At 61.3% G+C, this 17,955-nt stretch carries 16 protein-coding genes and 1 pseudogene; 14 read left to right on the plus strand and 3 right to left on the minus strand.

Translation table 11 applies throughout. The features are described from left to right. The first annotated feature begins 7 nt into the window (after positions 1-7). Both hemH and OU997_RS14025 read left to right on the plus strand, forming a co-directional pair. Positions 8-1,030: a ferrochelatase gene (hemH, locus tag OU997_RS14020; RefSeq protein WP_108487094.1), complete on the plus strand. Its 1,023-nt coding sequence runs from the start codon at positions 8-10 to the stop codon at positions 1,028-1,030. A 156-nt stretch (positions 1,031-1,186) separates the two neighbouring features. Beyond that, positions 1,187-2,563 (plus strand): spinster family MFS transporter, encoded by a 1,377-nt coding sequence (locus OU997_RS14025; RefSeq protein WP_108487095.1) that lies wholly within the window; start codon positions 1,187-1,189, stop codon positions 2,561-2,563. 64 nt (positions 2,564-2,627) lie between these two features. Here the strand turns inward: OU997_RS14025 and OU997_RS14030 are convergent, their stop codons facing one another. Continuing rightward, positions 2,628-3,896, minus strand: coding sequence for a uracil-xanthine permease family protein (locus OU997_RS14030; protein ID WP_108487096.1), 1,269 nt, complete (start codon positions 3,894-3,896; stop codon positions 2,628-2,630). Between the two features lie 3 nt (positions 3,897-3,899). Next, on the minus strand, positions 3,900-4,538 hold the full coding sequence (upp, locus tag OU997_RS14035) for a uracil phosphoribosyltransferase (protein WP_108487097.1): 639 nt from the start codon (positions 4,536-4,538) through the stop codon (positions 3,900-3,902). 247 nt (positions 4,539-4,785) lie between these two features. Between upp and OU997_RS14040 the strand changes: the two genes are divergently transcribed. Then, positions 4,786-5,343, plus strand: a complete 558-nt coding sequence (locus tag OU997_RS14040; protein ID WP_090375611.1) for a hypoxanthine-guanine phosphoribosyltransferase — start codon at positions 4,786-4,788, stop codon at positions 5,341-5,343. A 5-nt stretch (positions 5,344-5,348) separates the two neighbouring features. Next, positions 5,349-5,822, plus strand: a complete 474-nt coding sequence (locus tag OU997_RS14045; RefSeq protein ID WP_108487098.1) for a WbuC family cupin fold metalloprotein — start codon at positions 5,349-5,351, stop codon at positions 5,820-5,822. Between the two features lie 5 nt (positions 5,823-5,827). On the opposite strand, the gene dauA is transcribed toward OU997_RS14045, so the two are convergent. Continuing rightward, positions 5,828-7,558 (minus strand): C4-dicarboxylic acid transporter DauA, encoded by a 1,731-nt coding sequence (dauA, locus tag OU997_RS14050; protein ID WP_177479867.1) that lies wholly within the window; start codon positions 7,556-7,558, stop codon positions 5,828-5,830. Positions 7,559-7,741: 183 nt separating this feature from the next. Here dauA and OU997_RS14055 point away from each other — a divergent pair, with 183 nt between their 5' ends. From OU997_RS14055 to OU997_RS14095, 10 genes and pseudogenes are all read left to right on the plus strand, one after another. Continuing rightward, positions 7,742-8,029, plus strand: coding sequence for a PA4642 family protein (locus OU997_RS14055; protein ID WP_108487099.1), 288 nt, complete (start codon positions 7,742-7,744; stop codon positions 8,027-8,029). Between the two features lie 275 nt (positions 8,030-8,304). Beyond that, positions 8,305-8,898, plus strand: a complete 594-nt coding sequence (locus OU997_RS14060; RefSeq protein WP_108487100.1) for a TetR/AcrR family transcriptional regulator — start codon at positions 8,305-8,307, stop codon at positions 8,896-8,898. A gap of 52 nt (positions 8,899-8,950) precedes the next feature. After that, positions 8,951-10,060 carry an NADH:flavin oxidoreductase gene (locus tag OU997_RS14065; RefSeq protein ID WP_108487101.1) on the plus strand — a complete coding sequence of 370 codons (1,110 nt, stop codon included), beginning with the start codon at positions 8,951-8,953 and terminating at the stop codon, positions 10,058-10,060. 323 nt (positions 10,061-10,383) lie between these two features. After that, a complete protein-coding gene (locus OU997_RS14070) occupies positions 10,384-11,331 on the plus strand; it encodes an alpha/beta fold hydrolase (RefSeq protein WP_267807147.1) in 948 nt (315 codons plus the stop codon). Positions 11,332-11,634: 303 nt separating this feature from the next. Beyond that, positions 11,635-11,742, plus strand: a pseudogene (locus OU997_RS21050) (C4-dicarboxylate ABC transporter); the annotation flags it as partial. 231 nt (positions 11,743-11,973) lie between these two features. Further along, a complete protein-coding gene (locus tag OU997_RS14075; protein ID WP_108487104.1) occupies positions 11,974-13,347 on the plus strand; it encodes a glutamine synthetase family protein in 1,374 nt (457 codons plus the stop codon). Positions 13,348-13,533: 186 nt separating this feature from the next. Further along, positions 13,534-14,922 (plus strand): aldehyde dehydrogenase family protein, encoded by a 1,389-nt coding sequence (locus OU997_RS14080; RefSeq protein ID WP_267807148.1) that lies wholly within the window; start codon positions 13,534-13,536, stop codon positions 14,920-14,922. Positions 14,923-14,930: 8 nt separating this feature from the next. Further along, positions 14,931-16,100, plus strand: a complete 1,170-nt coding sequence (locus OU997_RS14085; RefSeq protein ID WP_267807149.1) for an iron-containing alcohol dehydrogenase — start codon at positions 14,931-14,933, stop codon at positions 16,098-16,100. A gap of 194 nt (positions 16,101-16,294) precedes the next feature. Continuing rightward, a complete protein-coding gene (locus tag OU997_RS14090) occupies positions 16,295-17,218 on the plus strand; it encodes an ABC transporter ATP-binding protein (protein ID WP_267807151.1) in 924 nt (307 codons plus the stop codon). Continuing rightward, positions 17,215-17,949 carry an ABC transporter permease subunit gene (locus OU997_RS14095; RefSeq protein WP_267807153.1) on the plus strand — a complete coding sequence of 245 codons (735 nt, stop codon included), beginning with the start codon at positions 17,215-17,217 and terminating at the stop codon, positions 17,947-17,949. Before OU997_RS14090 ends, OU997_RS14095 begins: the two co-directional genes overlap by 4 nt. The last annotated feature ends 6 nt before the right edge of the window (positions 17,950-17,955 follow it).

The raw sequence follows: 17,955 nt of genomic DNA on the forward strand, positions 1-17,955 counted from the left end.
AATTTGCATGACCGATCACGCCTTGCTGTTGGTAAACCTGGGCTCGCCGGCCTCCACTGACGTGGCTGATGTGCGCCGTTACCTCAACCAGTTCCTGATGGACCCCTACGTCATCGACTTGCCCTGGCCGCTGCGGCGCCTGCTGGTTTCGCTGATTCTGATCAAGCGTCCCGCGGCTTCGGCGCATGCCTACGCCTCGATCTGGTGGGAAGACGGCTCGCCGTTGGTGGTGCTGAGCAAGCGTCTGCACCAAGCGATGAAGGCGTCCTGGACCCACGGTCCGGTGGAGCTGGCCATGCGCTATGGCGAGCCGTCCCTGCAAACCGTGCTGACGCGCCTGGCCGAACAGGGTATCAAGCAGGTCACCCTGGCGCCGCTGTACCCGCAGTTTGCCGACAGCACCACCACCACGGTGATCGAAGAGGCCAGGCGGGTGGTGCGTGAGCAACAACTGCCGATCCGTTTTTCCATCCTGCCGCCGTTTTACGATCAGCCGGAATACCTGAATGCACTGGTCGACAGTGCCAAGCCCTATCTGGAGCAGGATTTCGACCACCTGCTGCTGAGTTTCCATGGCCTGCCTGAACGCCACCTGCACAAGCTCGATGCCAGCGGTCATTGCCTGAAAGGTGCTGATTGCTGCCGTACCGCTTCGCCCGAAGTGCTCGCCAGCTGTTACCGGGCGCAGTGCCTGCGCAGTGCAGAGTTGTTCGCCGAGCGCATGGGCCTCAAGCCCGAGCAGTGGTCGGTGTCGTTCCAGTCGCGTCTGGGCCGCGCCAAGTGGATCGAGCCCTACACCGAGGCGCGTCTCGATGAACTGGCCAAGCAGGGCGTGAAGAAGTTGCTGGTGATGTGCCCGGCCTTTGTCGCCGACTGCATCGAGACCTTGGAGGAAATCGGCGACCGTGGCCGCGAGCAGTTTGTTGAGGCCGGTGGCGAGAGCCTGCAACTGGTGCCGTGTCTAAATGATCATCCAAGCTGGGTGGCCGCCCTGAAAACGCTGAGTGAGCGCGCACCGCTGATGCTGTAACGGCACGTCTTGTAACAGTCATTCGTGCAAAGCGGTGTTGCGCATTCGTCTGGCTGATAACGGCTTCGCGCGGTACTCATTTGCTTCGTCCTCGGCCTAAGCTGGCAGCTCTTTCAACCGTCGTGCACCGCACCAACGGTGCCGAGGAGACTGCCAGTGCCCAACAACAATACCGGCTATCCCTCTGCTACCCGAGCCTGGGTAACTGTCGCCATCTTGATGGTGGCGTACGTGCTGTCGTTTATCGATCGGCAGATTCTCAATTTGCTGGTCGGTCCGATCCGTCGTGACCTGATGATCAGTGACACGCAGATGAGCTTGCTGATGGGGCTGTCCTTTGCGCTGTTCTACACCGTCTGCGGCATTCCCCTGGGCCGTTTGGCTGATACCAAGAGCCGTCGAGGGCTGATTGCCATCGGCGTGCTGTTCTGGAGCGCGGCGACTGCCGCCTGCGGCATGGCCAAGTTGTATTGGCAATTTCTGCTCTGCCGCATCGGCGTAGGCGTCGGTGAGGCGGCACTGTCGCCGGCGGCCTACTCGCTGATTGCCGACAGCTTTCCGGCCGAGCGGCGTGCCACGGCGATCAGCGTGTATTCCATGGGGGTTTACCTGGGGTCCGGACTGGCGTTTCTGCTTGGCGGCCTGGTGATTCAGTTTGCTTCGGCGCAGGGTGATGTGGTGCTGCCGGTGTTCGGTGAAGTACGGCCCTGGCAGCTGATCTTCCTGATTCTCGGTGCGGCCGGGGTGTTGTTCACCCTGCTGATGCTGGCGATCAAGGAGCCGGTAAGGCGCGGCGTGGGGGCCGGGGTGGCGGTGCCGCTGGCGGATGTCGGCCGGTATATCCGTGCCAACCGGCGTACCGTGCTGTGCCACAACTTCGGTTTTGCCGGCCTGGCGTTTGCTGGTTACGGCAGTGCGGCCTGGATTCCGACCTTCTTTATTCGCACTTACGGTTGGGATGCCAGTCAGGTAGGGATCGTTTACGGCAGCATCGTGGCGGTGTTCGGATGCCTGGGCATTGTCTTCGGTGGCCGTCTGGCGGACTGGATGGCCAAGCGCGGCAGCAGCGACGCCAATATGCGTGTCGGCCTGTATGCCGCCATCGGTGCGGTGCCTTGTGTGTTGGCCTTCCCCTTGATGGAAACGGCACTGTGGGCGGCGATTCTCACTGCGCCGGCGGTGTTTTTCCTGAGCATGCCGTTTGGTGTCGCACCGGCCGCTATTCAGGAAATCATGCCCAACTCGATGCGCGGTCAGGCTTCAGCGATCTACCTGTTTGTGATCACCCTGATTGGCTTGGGCATCGGCCCGACGGCGGTGGCGCTGGTGACCGACTATGTGTTTGCCGATGACATGGCGCTGCGTTACTCGCTGCTGATCGTCACCAGCATCGCCGTGTTCAGCTCGATTGTGCTGCTGAGCATGAGCCTCAAGCCTTACCGCGAGAGCGTGGTGCGGTTGCAGCAGTGGAGCGGCGGTGGGGCTGCCAAGATCGAGGTGCCCGTCGTTGGTGAGCTGAAGCCTTCGACCTGAGACTGTGTCTGGATAAAAAAGCCCCGCGATTGCGGGGCTTTTTTATCCAGCGTCAGTGCACTGCTTAGGGCGTCGGCTCGTCGTCGAGCGCCCTGTTCTTCCAGCCCTGGCCGCTGGGCAGCAGCAGGTTGAGTGCCAGGGCGCTGATGGCGCACAGCGAGATGCCGGACAGGGCGAACTCGTTGCCGCCTATGACCATGCCGCCGATGCCGAACACCAGGGTCACCGAGACGATGATCAGGTTACGGGCTTCTGACAGATCGACTTGGTGACGGATCAGGGTATTCAAACCGACCACCGCGATGGAGCCAAACAGCAGGCAGAGAATACCGCCCATCACCGGTACAGGAATGCTCTGCAGTGCGGCGCCGAACTTGCCGATAAAGGCCAGACCGATGGCGAAGACTGCCGCCCAGGTCATGATTTTTGGGTTGTAGGCCTTGGTCAGCATCACCGCGCCGGTGACTTCGGCGTAGGTGGTATTGGGGGGGCCACCAAACAGGCCGGCGGCCGAGGTGGCCAGGCCGTCACCAAGCAAGGTGCGATGCAGGCCGGGCTTGCGCACGAAGTCCTTACCGGTGACGGTGCCGACGGCGATCACCCCGCCGATATGCTCGATGGCTGGCGCCAGGGCCACTGGCAGCATGTAGAGAATGGCGCCCAGGTGGAACTCGGGGGCGACGAAGTTGGGCATCGCCAGCCAGGGTGCGGCGGCGATACCAGCGGTGTCGATCACCCCGAAGAAGGCCGCCAGCCCGCAGCCGACCACGATGCCGGCGATGATCGGCACCAGGCGCAGCAGGCCGCTGCCGAGTACGGCCACCAGCAAGGTGGTGACCAGTGCCGGCATGGAGATAAGCATTGCGGTCTGGTAGGGCACCAACTGCACGCTGGCATCCCCCGTCTTGCCCATGGCCATGTTTACCGCGACCGGCGACAAGGCCAGACCGATGGCGATGATCACCGGGCCGATCACCACCGGCGGCAGGATACGGTCGATAAAACCCGGCCCCTTGAGCCTCACCGCCAGGCCGAGAAACATATAGACGAAGCCGGCTGCGACCACCCCGCCGAGTACCGCCGGCAGGCCGAATTCGCCCTTGGCGGCGATTATCGGCGCGATAAAGGCGAAGCTGGAGGCGAGGAATACCGGCACCTGACGCCCTGTGGCCAGTTGGAACAGCAAGGTGCCGATGCCGGCGGTAAATAGTGCGACGTTAGGGTCCATGCCGGTGATCAGTGGCATCAACACCAGGGCACCGAACGCGACGAACAGCATCTGCGCTCCTGATAGCACCTGGCGCCAGAGTGGATCGTTGTATTCATCCAGCATGGCTCAGGCGTCCTTTTGTTTGGTGCCGAAGATCTTGTCGCCGGCATCACCGAGGCCGGGAATGATGTAGCCGTGTTCGTTCAAGCGCTGATCGATGGAGGCGGTGTAAATGGTCACGTCCGGATGTGCATCGTTGACCACCTTGATGCCTTCTGGTGCAGCCACCAGCACCATGGCGCGGATTTCCTTGCAACCGGCTTTTTTCAGCAGGTCGATGGTGGCGACCATTGAGCCGCCAGTGGCGAGCATCGGGTCGATGATCATCGCCAGGCGCTCGTCGATTTCGGGTACCAGTTTTTCCAGGTAAGTGTGCGCCTGCAGAGTTTCCTCGTTGCGCGCCACACCGACCGCGCTGACCTTGGCGCCCGGGATCAGGCTGAGCACGCCTTCGAGCATGCCGATGCCCGCGCGCAGGATCGGCACTACAGTGATTTTTTTGCCGGAGATTTTTTCCACCTGCACGGTGCCGCACCAGCCCTCGATCTCATAGTTTTCCAGGGGCAGATCCTTGGTTGCTTCATAGGTCAGCAGCGCACCCACTTCCTGGGCCAACTCACGGAAATTTTTCGTGCTGATATCGGCGCGGCGCATCAGGCCGAGTTTGTGGCGGATCAGCGGATGGCGGATCTCGAGAATGGGCATGGACAGGGCTCTCCGGCAGGACGGCAAAAATTCGCGATAGATTAAAGCATTGGCTGTGCCAAGTGCTGAGCCTTGATGGTCTAAAGTCGCTAAAAAGTAGCTATCGTGCTGCTGCTTGCGGGCAATTGACGCAGTTGGTCTGTCAGGGCTTGCTCTGTCTGGCGCAGATGCGTACCTTTGCCGGCTTTTATTTTGACGCTTCGATCAGCTTTCTGGTCTGACCGTCCCGCTCCCAAGAGGAAACAGCATGTCCGTCGATCTCGCGCATATCCGCCAAGTCATGGCCGAAGCCGATTGCCTGCACAGCAATGCCGAGGTTGAGGTGGCCATCGACACCATGGCGGCCGCTATCAACAGTGAGATGGCTGACAGCAACCCTGTGGTGTTCTGCGTGATGAACGGTGGACTGATCTTCTCCGGTAAGCTGCTGCCCAAGCTCAATTTTCCGTTGGAACTGTCCTACCTGCACGCCACCCGCTACCGCAATGAAACCAGCGGTGGCGAGTTGTTCTGGAAGGCCAAGCCGGAAATCTCCTTTATCGACCGCGATGTGCTGATCATCGACGACATACTCGATGAAGGGCACACCCTTGGTGCCATCATTGATTTTTGCCGGCATGCGGGTGCCAAGAACGTGCGCATCGCCGTGCTGGTAGACAAAACCCACGACCGCAAAGCGCGCCCCGACCTCAAGGCCGATTACGTCGGTATGTCTTGCGTTGATCGCTATGTGTTTGGCTACGGCATGGACTACAAGGGCTACTGGCGTAATGCGCCGGGTATTTACGCGGTTAAAGGGTTGTAAGACGTATGACTGAGCCACGCTTTCTCGATCAGACCCTGTTTGGCGCATTGGTCGAGCAAGCGGCGGCCAGCCCACGGCAACGCCAGCACCATAACTTCCACCAGATGGAAGAACCCTGCCACCGCATGGCGGTGGGGCTGCAGCCTGACACCTATATCCCGCCGCACCGCCATCTTTCGGCGGACAAGGCCGAAGCGCTGCTGGTGCTCAAGGGTCGCCTGGGCGTGCTGATCTTCGATGACGCCGGTGAGGTGTTGGATAAGCGTGTGCTGCAGGCCGGTGGCGAGTGTGTCGGCGTCGACCTGCCGCCTGGGGTGTTTCATGCTCTGGTGGTGCTGGAAGCCAACAGCATTCTCTTCGAATGCAAAGCCGGGCCCTACAAACCAGTGGGGGAGGGCGAGCAGGCCGGTTGGGCACCGCGTGAAGGCGAACCTGGCGTTGCCGACTACCGGGCCTGGATGCGCGCACAATTCACGTAGTCCGTTTATTCCCCATCGGGCTTTGGCGCTAGCCACCGCAACGCTTTCTCCCTGGCCTGCGCCAGGTCGCGTACATAAGCCAACTCACCTTCAATACGCACGATGCCGGCGCGGCGCAATTGCAGGCGCACCTGTGGCGTTGGGCCGCTGAGCACCAGGGCGACATGCTGTTCGCGGTAGTCGCGCAGTACATTGTCCAGCGCGGCAATCGCGGTCATGTCCAGTAACGGTACGGCGCTGATATCGACGATCACCACCTTCACTCCTGGGGTAAAGCGCCTGAGCACGCTTAGGGCCTTTTCTGCTGCGCCGAAGAACAGCGGCCCGCGAATGGCATAAGCCAGCACGTGTTCGGGCAGATCATTAAGCGCCTGGTGAAAGTGCTTGGGCAGCGCTTCGGTATCGGTCAGGTCGCTCATGCGCTTGATAAACAGCCCGGCGGCCAGCAGCAGGCCGACGCCCACGGCCAGTACCATGTCGAACAGCACGGTAAGAATCAGGCAGGTCAGCAGCACCAGCACATCACTGCGTGGGGCGATGCGCAGGGTGTGTCGCACATGCCGCGGCTCGCTCATATTCCACGCCACCACCAGCAGCAAGGCCGCCAGCGCCGCCATCGGCAGGTAGCTGAATAAGGGGGCGAGAAACAGGATGGCAATCAGCACCACGCCGGCATGGGTAATCGCCGCCAGTGGCGAGTAAGCCCCGGCGCGTACGTTGGCGGCACTGCGGGCAATCGCAGCAGTGGCGGTGATACCGCCGAACAGTGGCGCAACCAGATTACCGATGCCCTGGCCGATCAACTCACCATTGGGCTCGTGTTTGCTGCCGGTCATGCCATCGGCGACCACCGCGCACAGCAGCGACTCAATCGCTCCGAGCATGGCGATGGCAAACGCCGGCGCGAGCAGCTGGCGGAACAGCTCGAAGCTCACCACCAGCGGTTGGCCATCGGCGCCAGGTAGCTGCCAGGGCCAGATAAAGCTCGGCAGAAACGGTGGAATACCCGGGTGCTCAACGCCATTCAGGCTATAGCTGAAGCGCTCGCCAAGGGTCGCCACGGGAATCTGCAGGCTTTCCAGCAACAGCCCGAGCAGTGCGCCGATGGTCAGTGCCACCAGATGCCCGGGTATTTTCGGCACCCAGCGCGGCCAGATCAGCAGCGTCGCCAGGCACACAAGCGCCACCAGGCTGTCACCCAGCTGCAAGCTGGGCAGGGCGTGCAGCAGGCCGTTGAGCTGTTCGATGTAGTTGTTCGGCTGGCTGCTGAGCTGCAGGCCTAACAGGTCCTTGATCTGCAGGGTGGCGATGACGATGCCGATACCGGCGGTAAAACCCAGCGTTACTGGGTAGGGAATAAACTCGATCAGCCGCCCGGCGCGCATCAGCCCGAGGGCAATCAGAATAACGCCCGCCATCAGGGTGCAGAGCAGCAGGCCACCCAGGCCGAATTGCTGGGTGACCGGCAGCAAAATCACCACAAAGGCGGCGGTCGGCCCGGATACGTTAAAGCGCGAGCCGCCAAACAGGGCGATCAGCGTGCCGGCTACCAGCACCGTGTACAGGCCGTGCTGCGGCGCCACACCGACGGCAATTGCCAGGGCCATGGCCAGCGGAATGGCGATGATCCCCACCGTTAAACCGGCGCTCAGGTCGCTGCGCAGGTTTTTCCAGCCATAGCCGGCGCGCAGCGTCTGGCGCCAGGCGGAGAACAGTGGCGGTAAGGGCAGCGACATAATGACTCCCAGGTGGCTGGGCGCAGTATAGGGGCCATGCGCGACGGGCGGTGTTGACCTAAGTCGGCTGTGCGCCAGCCTCAACGCGTGTTAAACCCTGTGGTTGTCCGGCATCCGTTGAGCCCTTGCCCGCCCCGGAGGTACACTGCCGGCCCCGTGTGGCCTGGTTAGCTGGAGTGAACGATGCGTAAAGACAAGAAACAGGTGATTGGCGAAGCGATTGGTGACGAGCCGATCAAACTGTTCCTCAGCGTAGAACCGGCCGATGCCACGCCGCCGTCGCTGCACAAGCTGGTCAAGGCCTACCGTGGTCTGCGTATCGACGATTTCGAGCGTTTTGTCGGCTTCTTCGTTGCCGCCGGCTACGATCTGAACGCCAAGGATGCCCAGGGTAACGACTTTATCGCACTGATCCAGGATCAACGTTTTGCCGAGCCCTATATCGAAGTGATCAAAGCCGCCCGCGGCTAAGAACCTGCCCAACGTCTGCTGCGCGTCGGCCCTGCTGCGTTAAAAGCAGGTTCGGAATGCTCATTTACAGCCAGTAAACTCCGCTTCCTCACCTGCTTTTGCCTTGCATGGCTCTAGCTCGCGAGACGTTGAGCAGGTTCTGCATCTTCCTCTCCCACAAAGCCGCGACCTGTTCGCGGCTTTGTTGTTTCTGAAACCCGCGCTGCTTCTTACTGATAATCACGCAAATCAATAGTGCTGGGCGAGGCGAGACGACCGGTCATATTCTTGCCGGCATGAACGCCAGCATCCGACTCGACAAGCGTGACCTGATCCTCGCCAAAGGCGCCGAGGTGATGACCCGTCGGGGTTATCACGGTGCCGGCGTGCAGGAAATCGTCCAGGCTGCGGGGGTGCCGAAAGGCTCCTTCTACCACTACTTCGCCAGCAAGGAAGACTTTGCCCTGCAAGCCTTGCAGCAGGTCTATCAGCCGCGCCTGGCGCGTTATGCCGAAGCGCTGGCCAATCCTGCATTAAGCCCACGCGAGCGCATCCTGGGTTATTACGCCGAACTGGTGGAGCACTTCGCCCGTCAGGAACGTCTGGAATACCACTGCTTTATCGGCAGCCTGAGTTTTGAGATGGCGGAGTTGTCGCCGACGCTGGGCGCGCAGGTCGATGCGATTCTGCAAGCTTCGGCGGACATCCTCCAGGCCTGCCTCGATCAGGCGCAAGCCGTTGGCGAACTTCCCGCCGACGAAGATTGCCGCAACCTGGCGAGTTTTATCGCCAATGCCTGGCAAGGCGCATTGACCCGGCTCAAGGTGGCGAACAACACCCGTGCCCTGACTGACTTTATCCAACGCCTGCAGCTGCTGTTGCAGCCTTGATCACAAGCCCCTTTAACCAGTTGCGGCGTTCTGGCCGCCCCGAGGAATGATGATGACCGATCCCGTTAAAGCGCTGTTCCAACCCTTTACCCTGGGCAATCTGGCGCTGCCGACCCGTGTGGTCATGGCGCCCATGACCCGTTCCTTCTCCCCAGGTGGCGTGCCGAACAGCAAGGTTATCGAGTATTACCGCCGCCGCGCCGCTGCCGGTGTTGGCCTGATCGTCACTGAGGGCACCACCGTCGGCCACAAGGCTGCCAACGGTTACCCGAACGTGCCGCGTTTTTATGGTGAAGACGCCCTGGCCGGCTGGAAGAAAGTGGTAGATGCCGTGCATGCCGAAGGCGGCAAGATCGTTCCGCAACTATGGCACGTGGGCAATGTGCGCAAACTGGGTACCGAGCCGGACGCCAGCGTCCCAGGCTACGGCCCGAGCGAGAAGATCAAAGAGGGTAACGTGGTTGTGCACGGCATGACCCAGGACGACATCAACGAGGTGATCGCCGCTTTCGCCCAGGCCGCCAAGGATGCCCAAGCCATTGGCATGGACGGCGTGGAAATCCACGGTGCCCACGGCTACCTGGTTGATCAGTTCTTCTGGGAAGGCAGCAACAAGCGCACCGACGCCTACGGCGGTGACCTGGCGCAGCGCTCGCGTTTTGCCATTGAACTGATCCAGGCCGTGCGCGCTGCCGTCGGTCCGGACTTCCCGATCATCTTCCGCTTCTCGCAGTGGAAACAGCAGGATTACACCGCGCGTCTGGTGCAAACGCCGGAAGCGCTGGGGGCCTTCCTCAAGCCGCTGGCCGATGCTGGCGTGGACATCTTCCACTGCTCGACGCGCCGCTTCTGGGAGCCGGAGTTCGAAGGCTCGGACCTCAACCTGGCCGGCTGGACGCGCAAGCTCACCGGCAAACCAACCATCACCGTTGGCAGCGTCGGCCTGGATGGTGAGTTCCTGCAGTTCATGGTCAACACCGACAAGGTGGCCCAGCCGGCCAGCCTGGAAAACCTGCTGGAGCGCCTGAACAAGCAGGAGTTCGACCTGGTGGCTGTAGGCCGTGCCCTGCTGGTTGACCCGGATTGGGCGGTGAAAGTGCGTGATGGCCGCGAGCAGGACATTCTGCCGTTTAGCCGCGATGCGCTGACCAGCCTGGTGTAACTATTGGTTTTATCGTGTGCACCGCAAAACGGTGCAACACTCCTCAAGCCCCGGCACATCGGGGCTTTTTTTCGTCTGCATATCGGGTGCACGGGTAGGTTGGGTTGAGGAGCAACGCGACGAAGCCCAACGAGACATGCAGCGGCCTGTTGGGCTTTGCTGCGCTCAACACCAACCTACGGTTTATCGCCTCACAACACGCAATGGCTACATAGCTTTTTCGTCCGGTATCGGCCGCTTGTGTCGATTGATATCCGGCGCTCTGCAGGCAAGCTGCGCCTCGTTGACTAGTATTGCCAGTGCCCCGTCATCAGGTATCGACCATGAAGCGTGTTGCACCGATTGCTGTATCCGTTGTCTTGTTGGTGCTGATCAGCCTGGCCGCTGCGGTTGCCTGGAACTGGGCGCCTGATCGCCCCGTGGCGGACCTCAAGCCGCGCTGGGCTTTGCCACCGTCGCAGTTTGTGGCGGTTGACGGCATGCTGGTGCACCTGCGTGACCAAGGCCCGCGGGATGACCCCGCGCCGATTTTGCTGCTGCACGGCACCTCGGCCAGCCTGCACACCTGGGAAGGCTGGGTGGCGGCGTTGCAGACTAAGCGTCGGGTGATCAGCCTTGATCTGCCAGGCTTCGGCCTGACCGGGCCATTCCCTGATGGCGATTACCGCATGGCCCACTACAGCGCCTTTCTCGGCCATGTGCTGGATCAGTTGCAGGTGCCGCGTGCGGTGGTGGCGGGCAACAGTTTTGGCGGGCAACTGGCCTGGCAGTTTGCCCTTGACCATCCGCAGCGCGTTGAGCGGCTGGTGCTGGTGGATGCGGCCGGTTACCCGCGCAATGCCACCTCTATCCCCATCGGTTTTCGTCTGGCGCAGATTCCCGCGCTGGCGCCGGTGATGGCCAACCTGCTGCCCCGGCCGATGATCGAATCAAGCATTCGCAACGTTTATGGCGACCCGAGCAAGGTCAGCGATGCACTGATCGACCGTTACTACGAGCTGACCTTGCGCGCCGGCAACCGTGAAGCCTTGCGTCAGCGCTTTATTCAGGCCGAAGCGGGGCAGAGCTATACGCGTATTGCTGAGCTCAAGGTGCCGACGTTGATTATCTGGGGCGGCCGCGATGAATTGATTCCGCCGGACAACGCCGAGCGCTTCAACCGCGATATCCAGGGCAGTCGCCTGGTGCTGTTCGACGACCTGGGCCATGTGCCCCAAGAAGAGGACCCTGCGCGCACCGTGGCGGTGCTGATGGGGTTTCTAGATGGCTAGGCGGGGTTTCCGCAGTTGTGGGCCGCACACTAAGCTGCTGATACTTCGAGAGAGATTGCCCGCATAAAAGAGCTGACGTGCTTTGTGCTTACGCTCTTTGCGCTGATTGGCTTTATGCCATCTTGCTCTAGGCTCTCGGAATAACAATTATTCGGCAGGTGCGGTATGCCCAAGGCCATCAGGCTGTTTGTGCACGCAGTGTAGGCGCTCAACCGCGTTATCGGGCGCTTCGCCATGTCCCTGGTCTTCGCCATTCTCGGCGTGCTGCTGTACTCCTCAATCAGCAAGACCTTCTTTTAGTGCGGTTCCTACTTTGCCAACTCGGACAAATGGGTCGAGGTGCCCGAGCACCTGAAAACCCTGTTCAAGCTGTGCATGGACAGCTCTAACTACTACCGCCAGCACTGGTGGTGAAGCTCAGGCGCATGGTTGCGGATGCATTGGCATCGATTTTCACGGATCAGTCAGCCAACTGTCCAATCCTGTACCACACTCAACAGGCTTTTTACCGGGTGTTCTAACAGACGTTGGGTGGCAGTCTGGGCGCGTTATGCGGTGGTTGTGGGGATGCGCTTGAAACTCAGTTGTTGCCCTGGATGTCGGCCATAACGACAGTCATAACAACAAGACACAGGTGCATTTATGCTCAATCCGCGAGACGTGAAAACCGTTCAGGATGCCAAGCGTATTGTCGAAGAGCGCGGCCTTAGCCATATCAAGGTTGGGGTGTTCGATAACGATGGCGTGATGCGCGGCAAATACCTCTGCCGCAGCAAGTTCTTTTCTGCCCTCGACAGCGGCTTTGCCTTCTGCGATGTGGTACTCGGCTGGGACGTGAAGGACCAGCTCTACGACAACGCCCAGTACACCGGCTGGCACACGGGTTACCCGGATGCCCCGGTGCGGGTGTTGCCGCACACCTGCCGTGAGTTGCCCTTCGAGAACGGCATGTTGCTGTTTATCTGCGAGTTTGCCGAAGCGGCGGAAAAAGTCTGCCCGCGCGGCACGCTGCGCCGGGTGGCCGAGCGCTGCAAGGCCATGGGTTTTGATGCGTTTGCGGCGTTGGAATATGAATTCTTCATGTTCGATGAAACCCCGGAGTCGGCCCGCGAGAAGGGCTTTCGCAACCTCAAACCCTTTACCCCGGACTGGTTTGGCTACTCGATGATTCGCAACTCGGTGCATGCCGAGCTGTACCACGAGATTCTCGAAATGGCCGAGCGCATGGATTTCCCCATTGAAGGCCTGCACACCGAGACCGGTCCCGGCGTGCTGGAGGCGGCGATTGCCTATGATCGCGCCGAAGCTGCGGCTGACAAGGGTGCACTGTTCAAGACCTTTATGAAGGTACTGGCCCAGCGCAACGGTCTGATGGCCACCTTTATGGCCAAGTGGTCGGGCAAGTATCCAGGGCAGAGTGGGCATATCCATGTCTCCCTGCGCGATCTGGCCAGTGGTAAGTCGGCATTCTATGACCCGAGCCAGGCGCACAACATGAGCACGATTCAGCGCCACTTTCTGGCCGGTCAGCAGCGCCTGATGCCGGAACTTCTCTGCATGGTGGCGCCGACGCTGAACAGCTACCGCCGGCTGATCCCCGGTTTCTGGGCACCCACGGATGCCACCTGGGGCGTGGAAAACCGCACCGCTGCGCTGCGGGTCATTCCCGGCAGCGACAAATCCCAACGTCAGGAATACCGCCTGGGTGCAGCCGACGGCAATCCGTTTCTGGCCCTCTCGGTGGCGCTTGGCTCTGGTCTGTACGGGGTGATGCAGCAATGGGAGCCGACCGCGCCGGTGGTGGGCAACGCCTACGCCATGAAGCACCCCGAGGCGCTGGCCCTGCCACGCACCCTGTGGGATGCCGCGCAACGGCTGAAAGCCTCGACGGCGGCGCGGGAGCTGTTTGGTGATGAATTTGTCGAGCACTTTGCCGCCAGCCGTGAATGGGAAGAGCGCGAATACCGCCGGCATGTCAGCGACTGGGAACTGGATCGCTACTTCGAAATTATCTGATGCGCTGCCTCGCGGCAGGCACCAATAGACACAGGGGCTAGAGGCGCTGGGTTGGGTGGAGGGGGGTGTTTTCCTTTACTCGCGTATTGGTGGATGGATAAAGCGTCATCCGCCAATACGAGATCCAGGCTTGTAGAGTCACAGCAGACCTCCTGTTGTTCGCGACAGGATTCTAAGGTGCAAGCAATGAGCAAACTGCAATGCATTTCTCCCATCGACGGCTCGGTGTATGTCGAGCGCCATCTGGCCTCCAATCCGGAAATTCAGGCGGCCCTGGCCAAGGCCGAACTGGCGCAGCAGGCCTGGAAAAACACGCCACTGGCCGAGCGCATCGCCATCGGGCGCAAGGCGATTGCCGCCTTCGCCGCCAAGGAAACTCAGCTGGCTGAAGAACTGTGCTGGATGATGGGGCGGCCGATCCGCTATGCCGCCGGCGAGGTACGCGGCTTTGTCGAACGTGCCAGTTATATGGCCGATATTGCCGAGAAGGCCCTGGCGGATATCCAGGTACCGGAAAAACCCGGGTTTATTCGTTTTATCCGCCGCGAGCCGCTGGGCGTGGCGCTGGTGATCGCGCCCTGGAACTACCCCTACCTGACAGCGGTAAACGCGGTGATGCCGGCACTGCTGGCCGGCAATGCGGTGCTACTGAAACACTCGGCGCAAACTCCGCTATGCGCCGAACGTATGGTCGAAGCCTTCAGTGAGGCCGGTCTGCCAGATGGGGTGTTTCAGTACCTGCACCTGAGCCACGGCGAAACCGAGGCATTGATTCAGGCACCGAGTATCAATCACGTGGCCTTCACCGGCTCGGTGCCCGGCGGCACCATGGTCGAACGGGTGGCGGTGGGGCGCTTTCTCAGCATCGGTCTGGAGTTGGGTGGCAAGGACCCAGCCTATGTGCGCGCCGACGCCGACCTGACTCACGCGGTGGAAACCAGCATTGATGGCGCGTTCTTCAACTCCGGGCAATCCTGCTGCGGTATCGAGCGCATCTACGTGCACGAATCGCTGTATGACGCCTTCGTCGAGCAGGCGGTGGCGCTGGTCAAGCAGTACAAGCTGGGTCGCTCCGACGATCCGGACACCACGTTAGGCCCACTGGTGCGTGCCGAGGCGGCGGACTTCGTGCGTGGGCAGATCCACGATGCCATCGAGCAGGGGGCCACTGCTCATCTGGTACCGGCCGATTTTGCCCTGGACCATCCCGGCTCGCAGTACCTCGCGCCGCAAGTGCTGACCAATGTGCACCATGGCATGCGCGTGATGACCGAAGAATCCTTCGGCCCGGTGGTGGGTATTCAGAAGGTCAAGGATGATGAAGAAGCCCTGGCGCTGATGAACGACAGCGAGTTCGGCCTGACGGCCGCCATCTTCAGCCGTGATGTCGACGCCGCCATGGCCCTGGCCGAACGGGTGGAGGCGGGCACGGTGTTTCTCAATCGCTGTGACTACCTCGACCCGGCGCTGGCCTGGACCGGGGTGAAAAAATCCGGGCGCGGTTGCACCCTGTCCAGCGTCGGCTTCGAGCAGGTCACCCGGCCGAAATCCTTTCATCTGAAAACCAAGCTGTGAGGCGCGCCATGGACCTGAATCACTTCCGTATGAACTGGAACTACCCGACCTCGGTGCGCGTCGGTGTTGGTCGTGCCCGCGAGTTGCCGGCTGCCTGTCAGCAACTGGGCATGAGCGCGCCACTGCTGGTTACTGACCCCGGCCTGGCCGCTTTGCCGATGATCGAACGGGCGCTGTTGCACTGCAGTGATGATGGCCTCAAGGTCGGGTTGTTTCATGGCATCAGGGGCAACCCCACCGGGCAGAACGTGATGGATGGGGTGGCCGCATTCAAGGCCGGCAAGCATGACGGGGTGATCGCCTTTGGCGGCGGTTCGGCGCTGGATGCCGGCAAGGCGATTGCCCTGATGGTTGGCCAGGACCGGCCGCTGTGGGACTTCGAGGACATCGGCGACAACTGCAACCGCGTCAATGTTGCCGGCATGGCCCCGGTGGTGGCGGTGCCGACTACCGCCGGCACTGGCTCGGAAGTGGGGCGCGCCTCGGTGATCACTGACGATGCCGCGCATATAAAACGCATCATCTTTCACGCACGCATGCTGCCGGCGCTGGTGATCCTCGACCCGGAACTGACCCTCGGCCTGCCAACCAAGATCACCGCTGCCACCGGTATGGACGCGCTGTCGCATAACCTGGAGGCGTTCTGCTCACCGCTGTTCCATCCTATGGCCGAGGGCATCGCCCTGGAAGGCATGCGTCTGGTGCAGCACTACCTGCCACGCGCCGTGGCGCACGGAGGTGATGTGGAAGCGCGTCTGCAGATGCTGGTGGCCTCCAGCATGGGCGCCACGGCATTCCAGCGCGGCCTGGGCGCCATGCATGCCCTGGCCCACCCGCTGGGCGCGCTGTACGACGCCCACCACGGCCTGCTCAATGCGGTGCTGATGCCCTATGTGCTGGTCGCCAACCGTGAGCGCATTGAGCCGCAGATGGAGAAAATAGCGCGCTACCTGGATCTGGCCAAGCCCGGTTTCAATGGCGTGCTGGAGTGGGTGATGGCGTTGCGTGAGCAGGTCGGTATCCCGCATAGCCTGGGCGAAATTGGTATTGATGACACGCGTATCGAGCAGGTCGGGCAGATGGCTGAGGTCGATCCTTCTGCCGGCACCAACCCGATTGCTTTTACCGCTGCGCAATACAGTCAGCTTTTCGAAAAAGCCCTGCGCGGCTCTCTCTAGATCTGCGATCTAGCCCGGCGCCGGTTGCTAAGCAGCCAGCGTCGGGCGGCGCTGTAGCGAACTGATACATGACTCTCCGGTTCTTGGCTTGCGCTGGCCGCGCGTGACTCCTTATAGTCCGCCGGCATTTAAGCGCGCCCGGCTTGCGCCTGCCCGGCTGCAAGCAGGGCCTGTTACCGCAATGGTGAGAGGCCATGATCGAAATAAAAAACCTAACCAAGCGTTTTGCGCAGCACACGGCTGTTGACGACCTGTCCTTCAGTGTTAAGCCCGGTGAAGTGCTGGGCTTTCTCGGCCCTAACGGGGCCGGCAAATCCACCACCATGAAGATGCTCACCGGCTTTCTGGCGCCGACATCAGGCTCAGCCAGCATTCTCGGTTTCGATATCCAGAAAGACACCCTCAACGCCCAGCGGCAGATCGGTTATTTGCCCGAAGGCGCGCCGTGCTACGGCGATATGACGGTGCGCAGCTTCCTCGAATTTATCGCCGAGGTGCGCGGTTTCAAGGGCATCGAGAAGCGTGAACGGGTGGCCAAGGCGGTCGCTCAGGTCGAGCTGGAAGCCGTGCTGGAACAGAGCATCGAAACCCTGTCGAAAGGCTTCAAGCGCCGCGTCGGTCTGGCCCAGGCGATTCTGCATGACCCCAAGGTGCTGATTCTCGACGAGCCCACCGACGGCCTCGACCCCAACCAGAAGCACCAGGTGCGCAAGCTGATCCAGAGCCTGGCCCACGACAAGATCGTGATCATTTCCACCCACATCCTCGAAGAAGTCTCGGCCGTGTGCACCCGTGCGGTGGTCATCGCTCACGGCAAGCTGCTGGCCGATGGCGCGCCGCTGGAGCTGGAAAGCCGCTCACGTTATCACCAGGCCGTCACCCTGGTGGCCGATGAGGCGTTGGATCAAACCGCGCTGGCGGCACTGCCGGGCGTGGCCGGGGTGGAAGAAAACACCCCGGAACACAGCTTGAGCGTGCTGGCCAAACCGGGCGAGGTGATTTTCCCGCAGGTCAATGCGCTGATCGTCGAGCGCGGCTGGAAGGTGCGTGAATTGAATGTTGAACGCGGGCGGCTGGATGAAGTGTTCCGCAGCCTGACCCGTGGGGAGGTGGTATGAGTCAGTTATCGGTGGTCTTCAAGCGCGAGTTGGCGAGCTACTTCGCCACGCCGCTGGCCTACGTGTTTATCCTGATCTTTCTGGTACTGTCCGGGGTGTTCACCTTTTACCTGGGCGGTTTCTTTGAGAGCGGTCAGGCCAACCTGGCGCCGTTCTTCAATTTCCACCCCTGGCTGTATCTGTTTCTGGTGCCGGCGATTGCCATGCGCCTGTGGGCCGAGGAGCGCAAGAGCGGCACCATCGAGCTGCTGATGACCCTGCCGATCACCCGCTTTGACGCGGTGACCGGCAAGTTCCTCGCCGCCTGGGTGTTTGCCGGCCTGGCGCTGCTGCTGACCTTCCCGATGATCATCACCGTCAATTACCTCGGTGAGCCGGACAACGGCGCGATCATCACCGGCTACATCGGCAGCTGGCTACTGGCCGGGGCTTATCTGGCCATTGGTTCGTGCATGTCGGCACTGGCCAAGAATCAGGTGATCGCCTTTATCCTGGCCGTCAGCGTGTGCTTCCTGTTTATCGTCAGCGGCTTCCCCATGGTGCTCGACGGTTTCAGTGGCTGGGCACCGCAATGGTTCGTGGATGCGGTGGCTTCCCTGAGCTTCCTGACCCGTTTCGATGCGATCAGCAAGGGCGTGATCGACTTGCGCGACCTGCTGTATTTCCTCACCCTGATTGCCGCCTGGTTGGCGGCAACGGCGGTGGTTATCGATCTGAAGAAAGCTGACTGAGGCCGC

This window comes from Pseudomonas sp. SL4(2022), from assembly GCF_026625725.1.
Taxonomy (GTDB): Bacteria; Pseudomonadota; Gammaproteobacteria; order Pseudomonadales; family Pseudomonadaceae; genus Aquipseudomonas.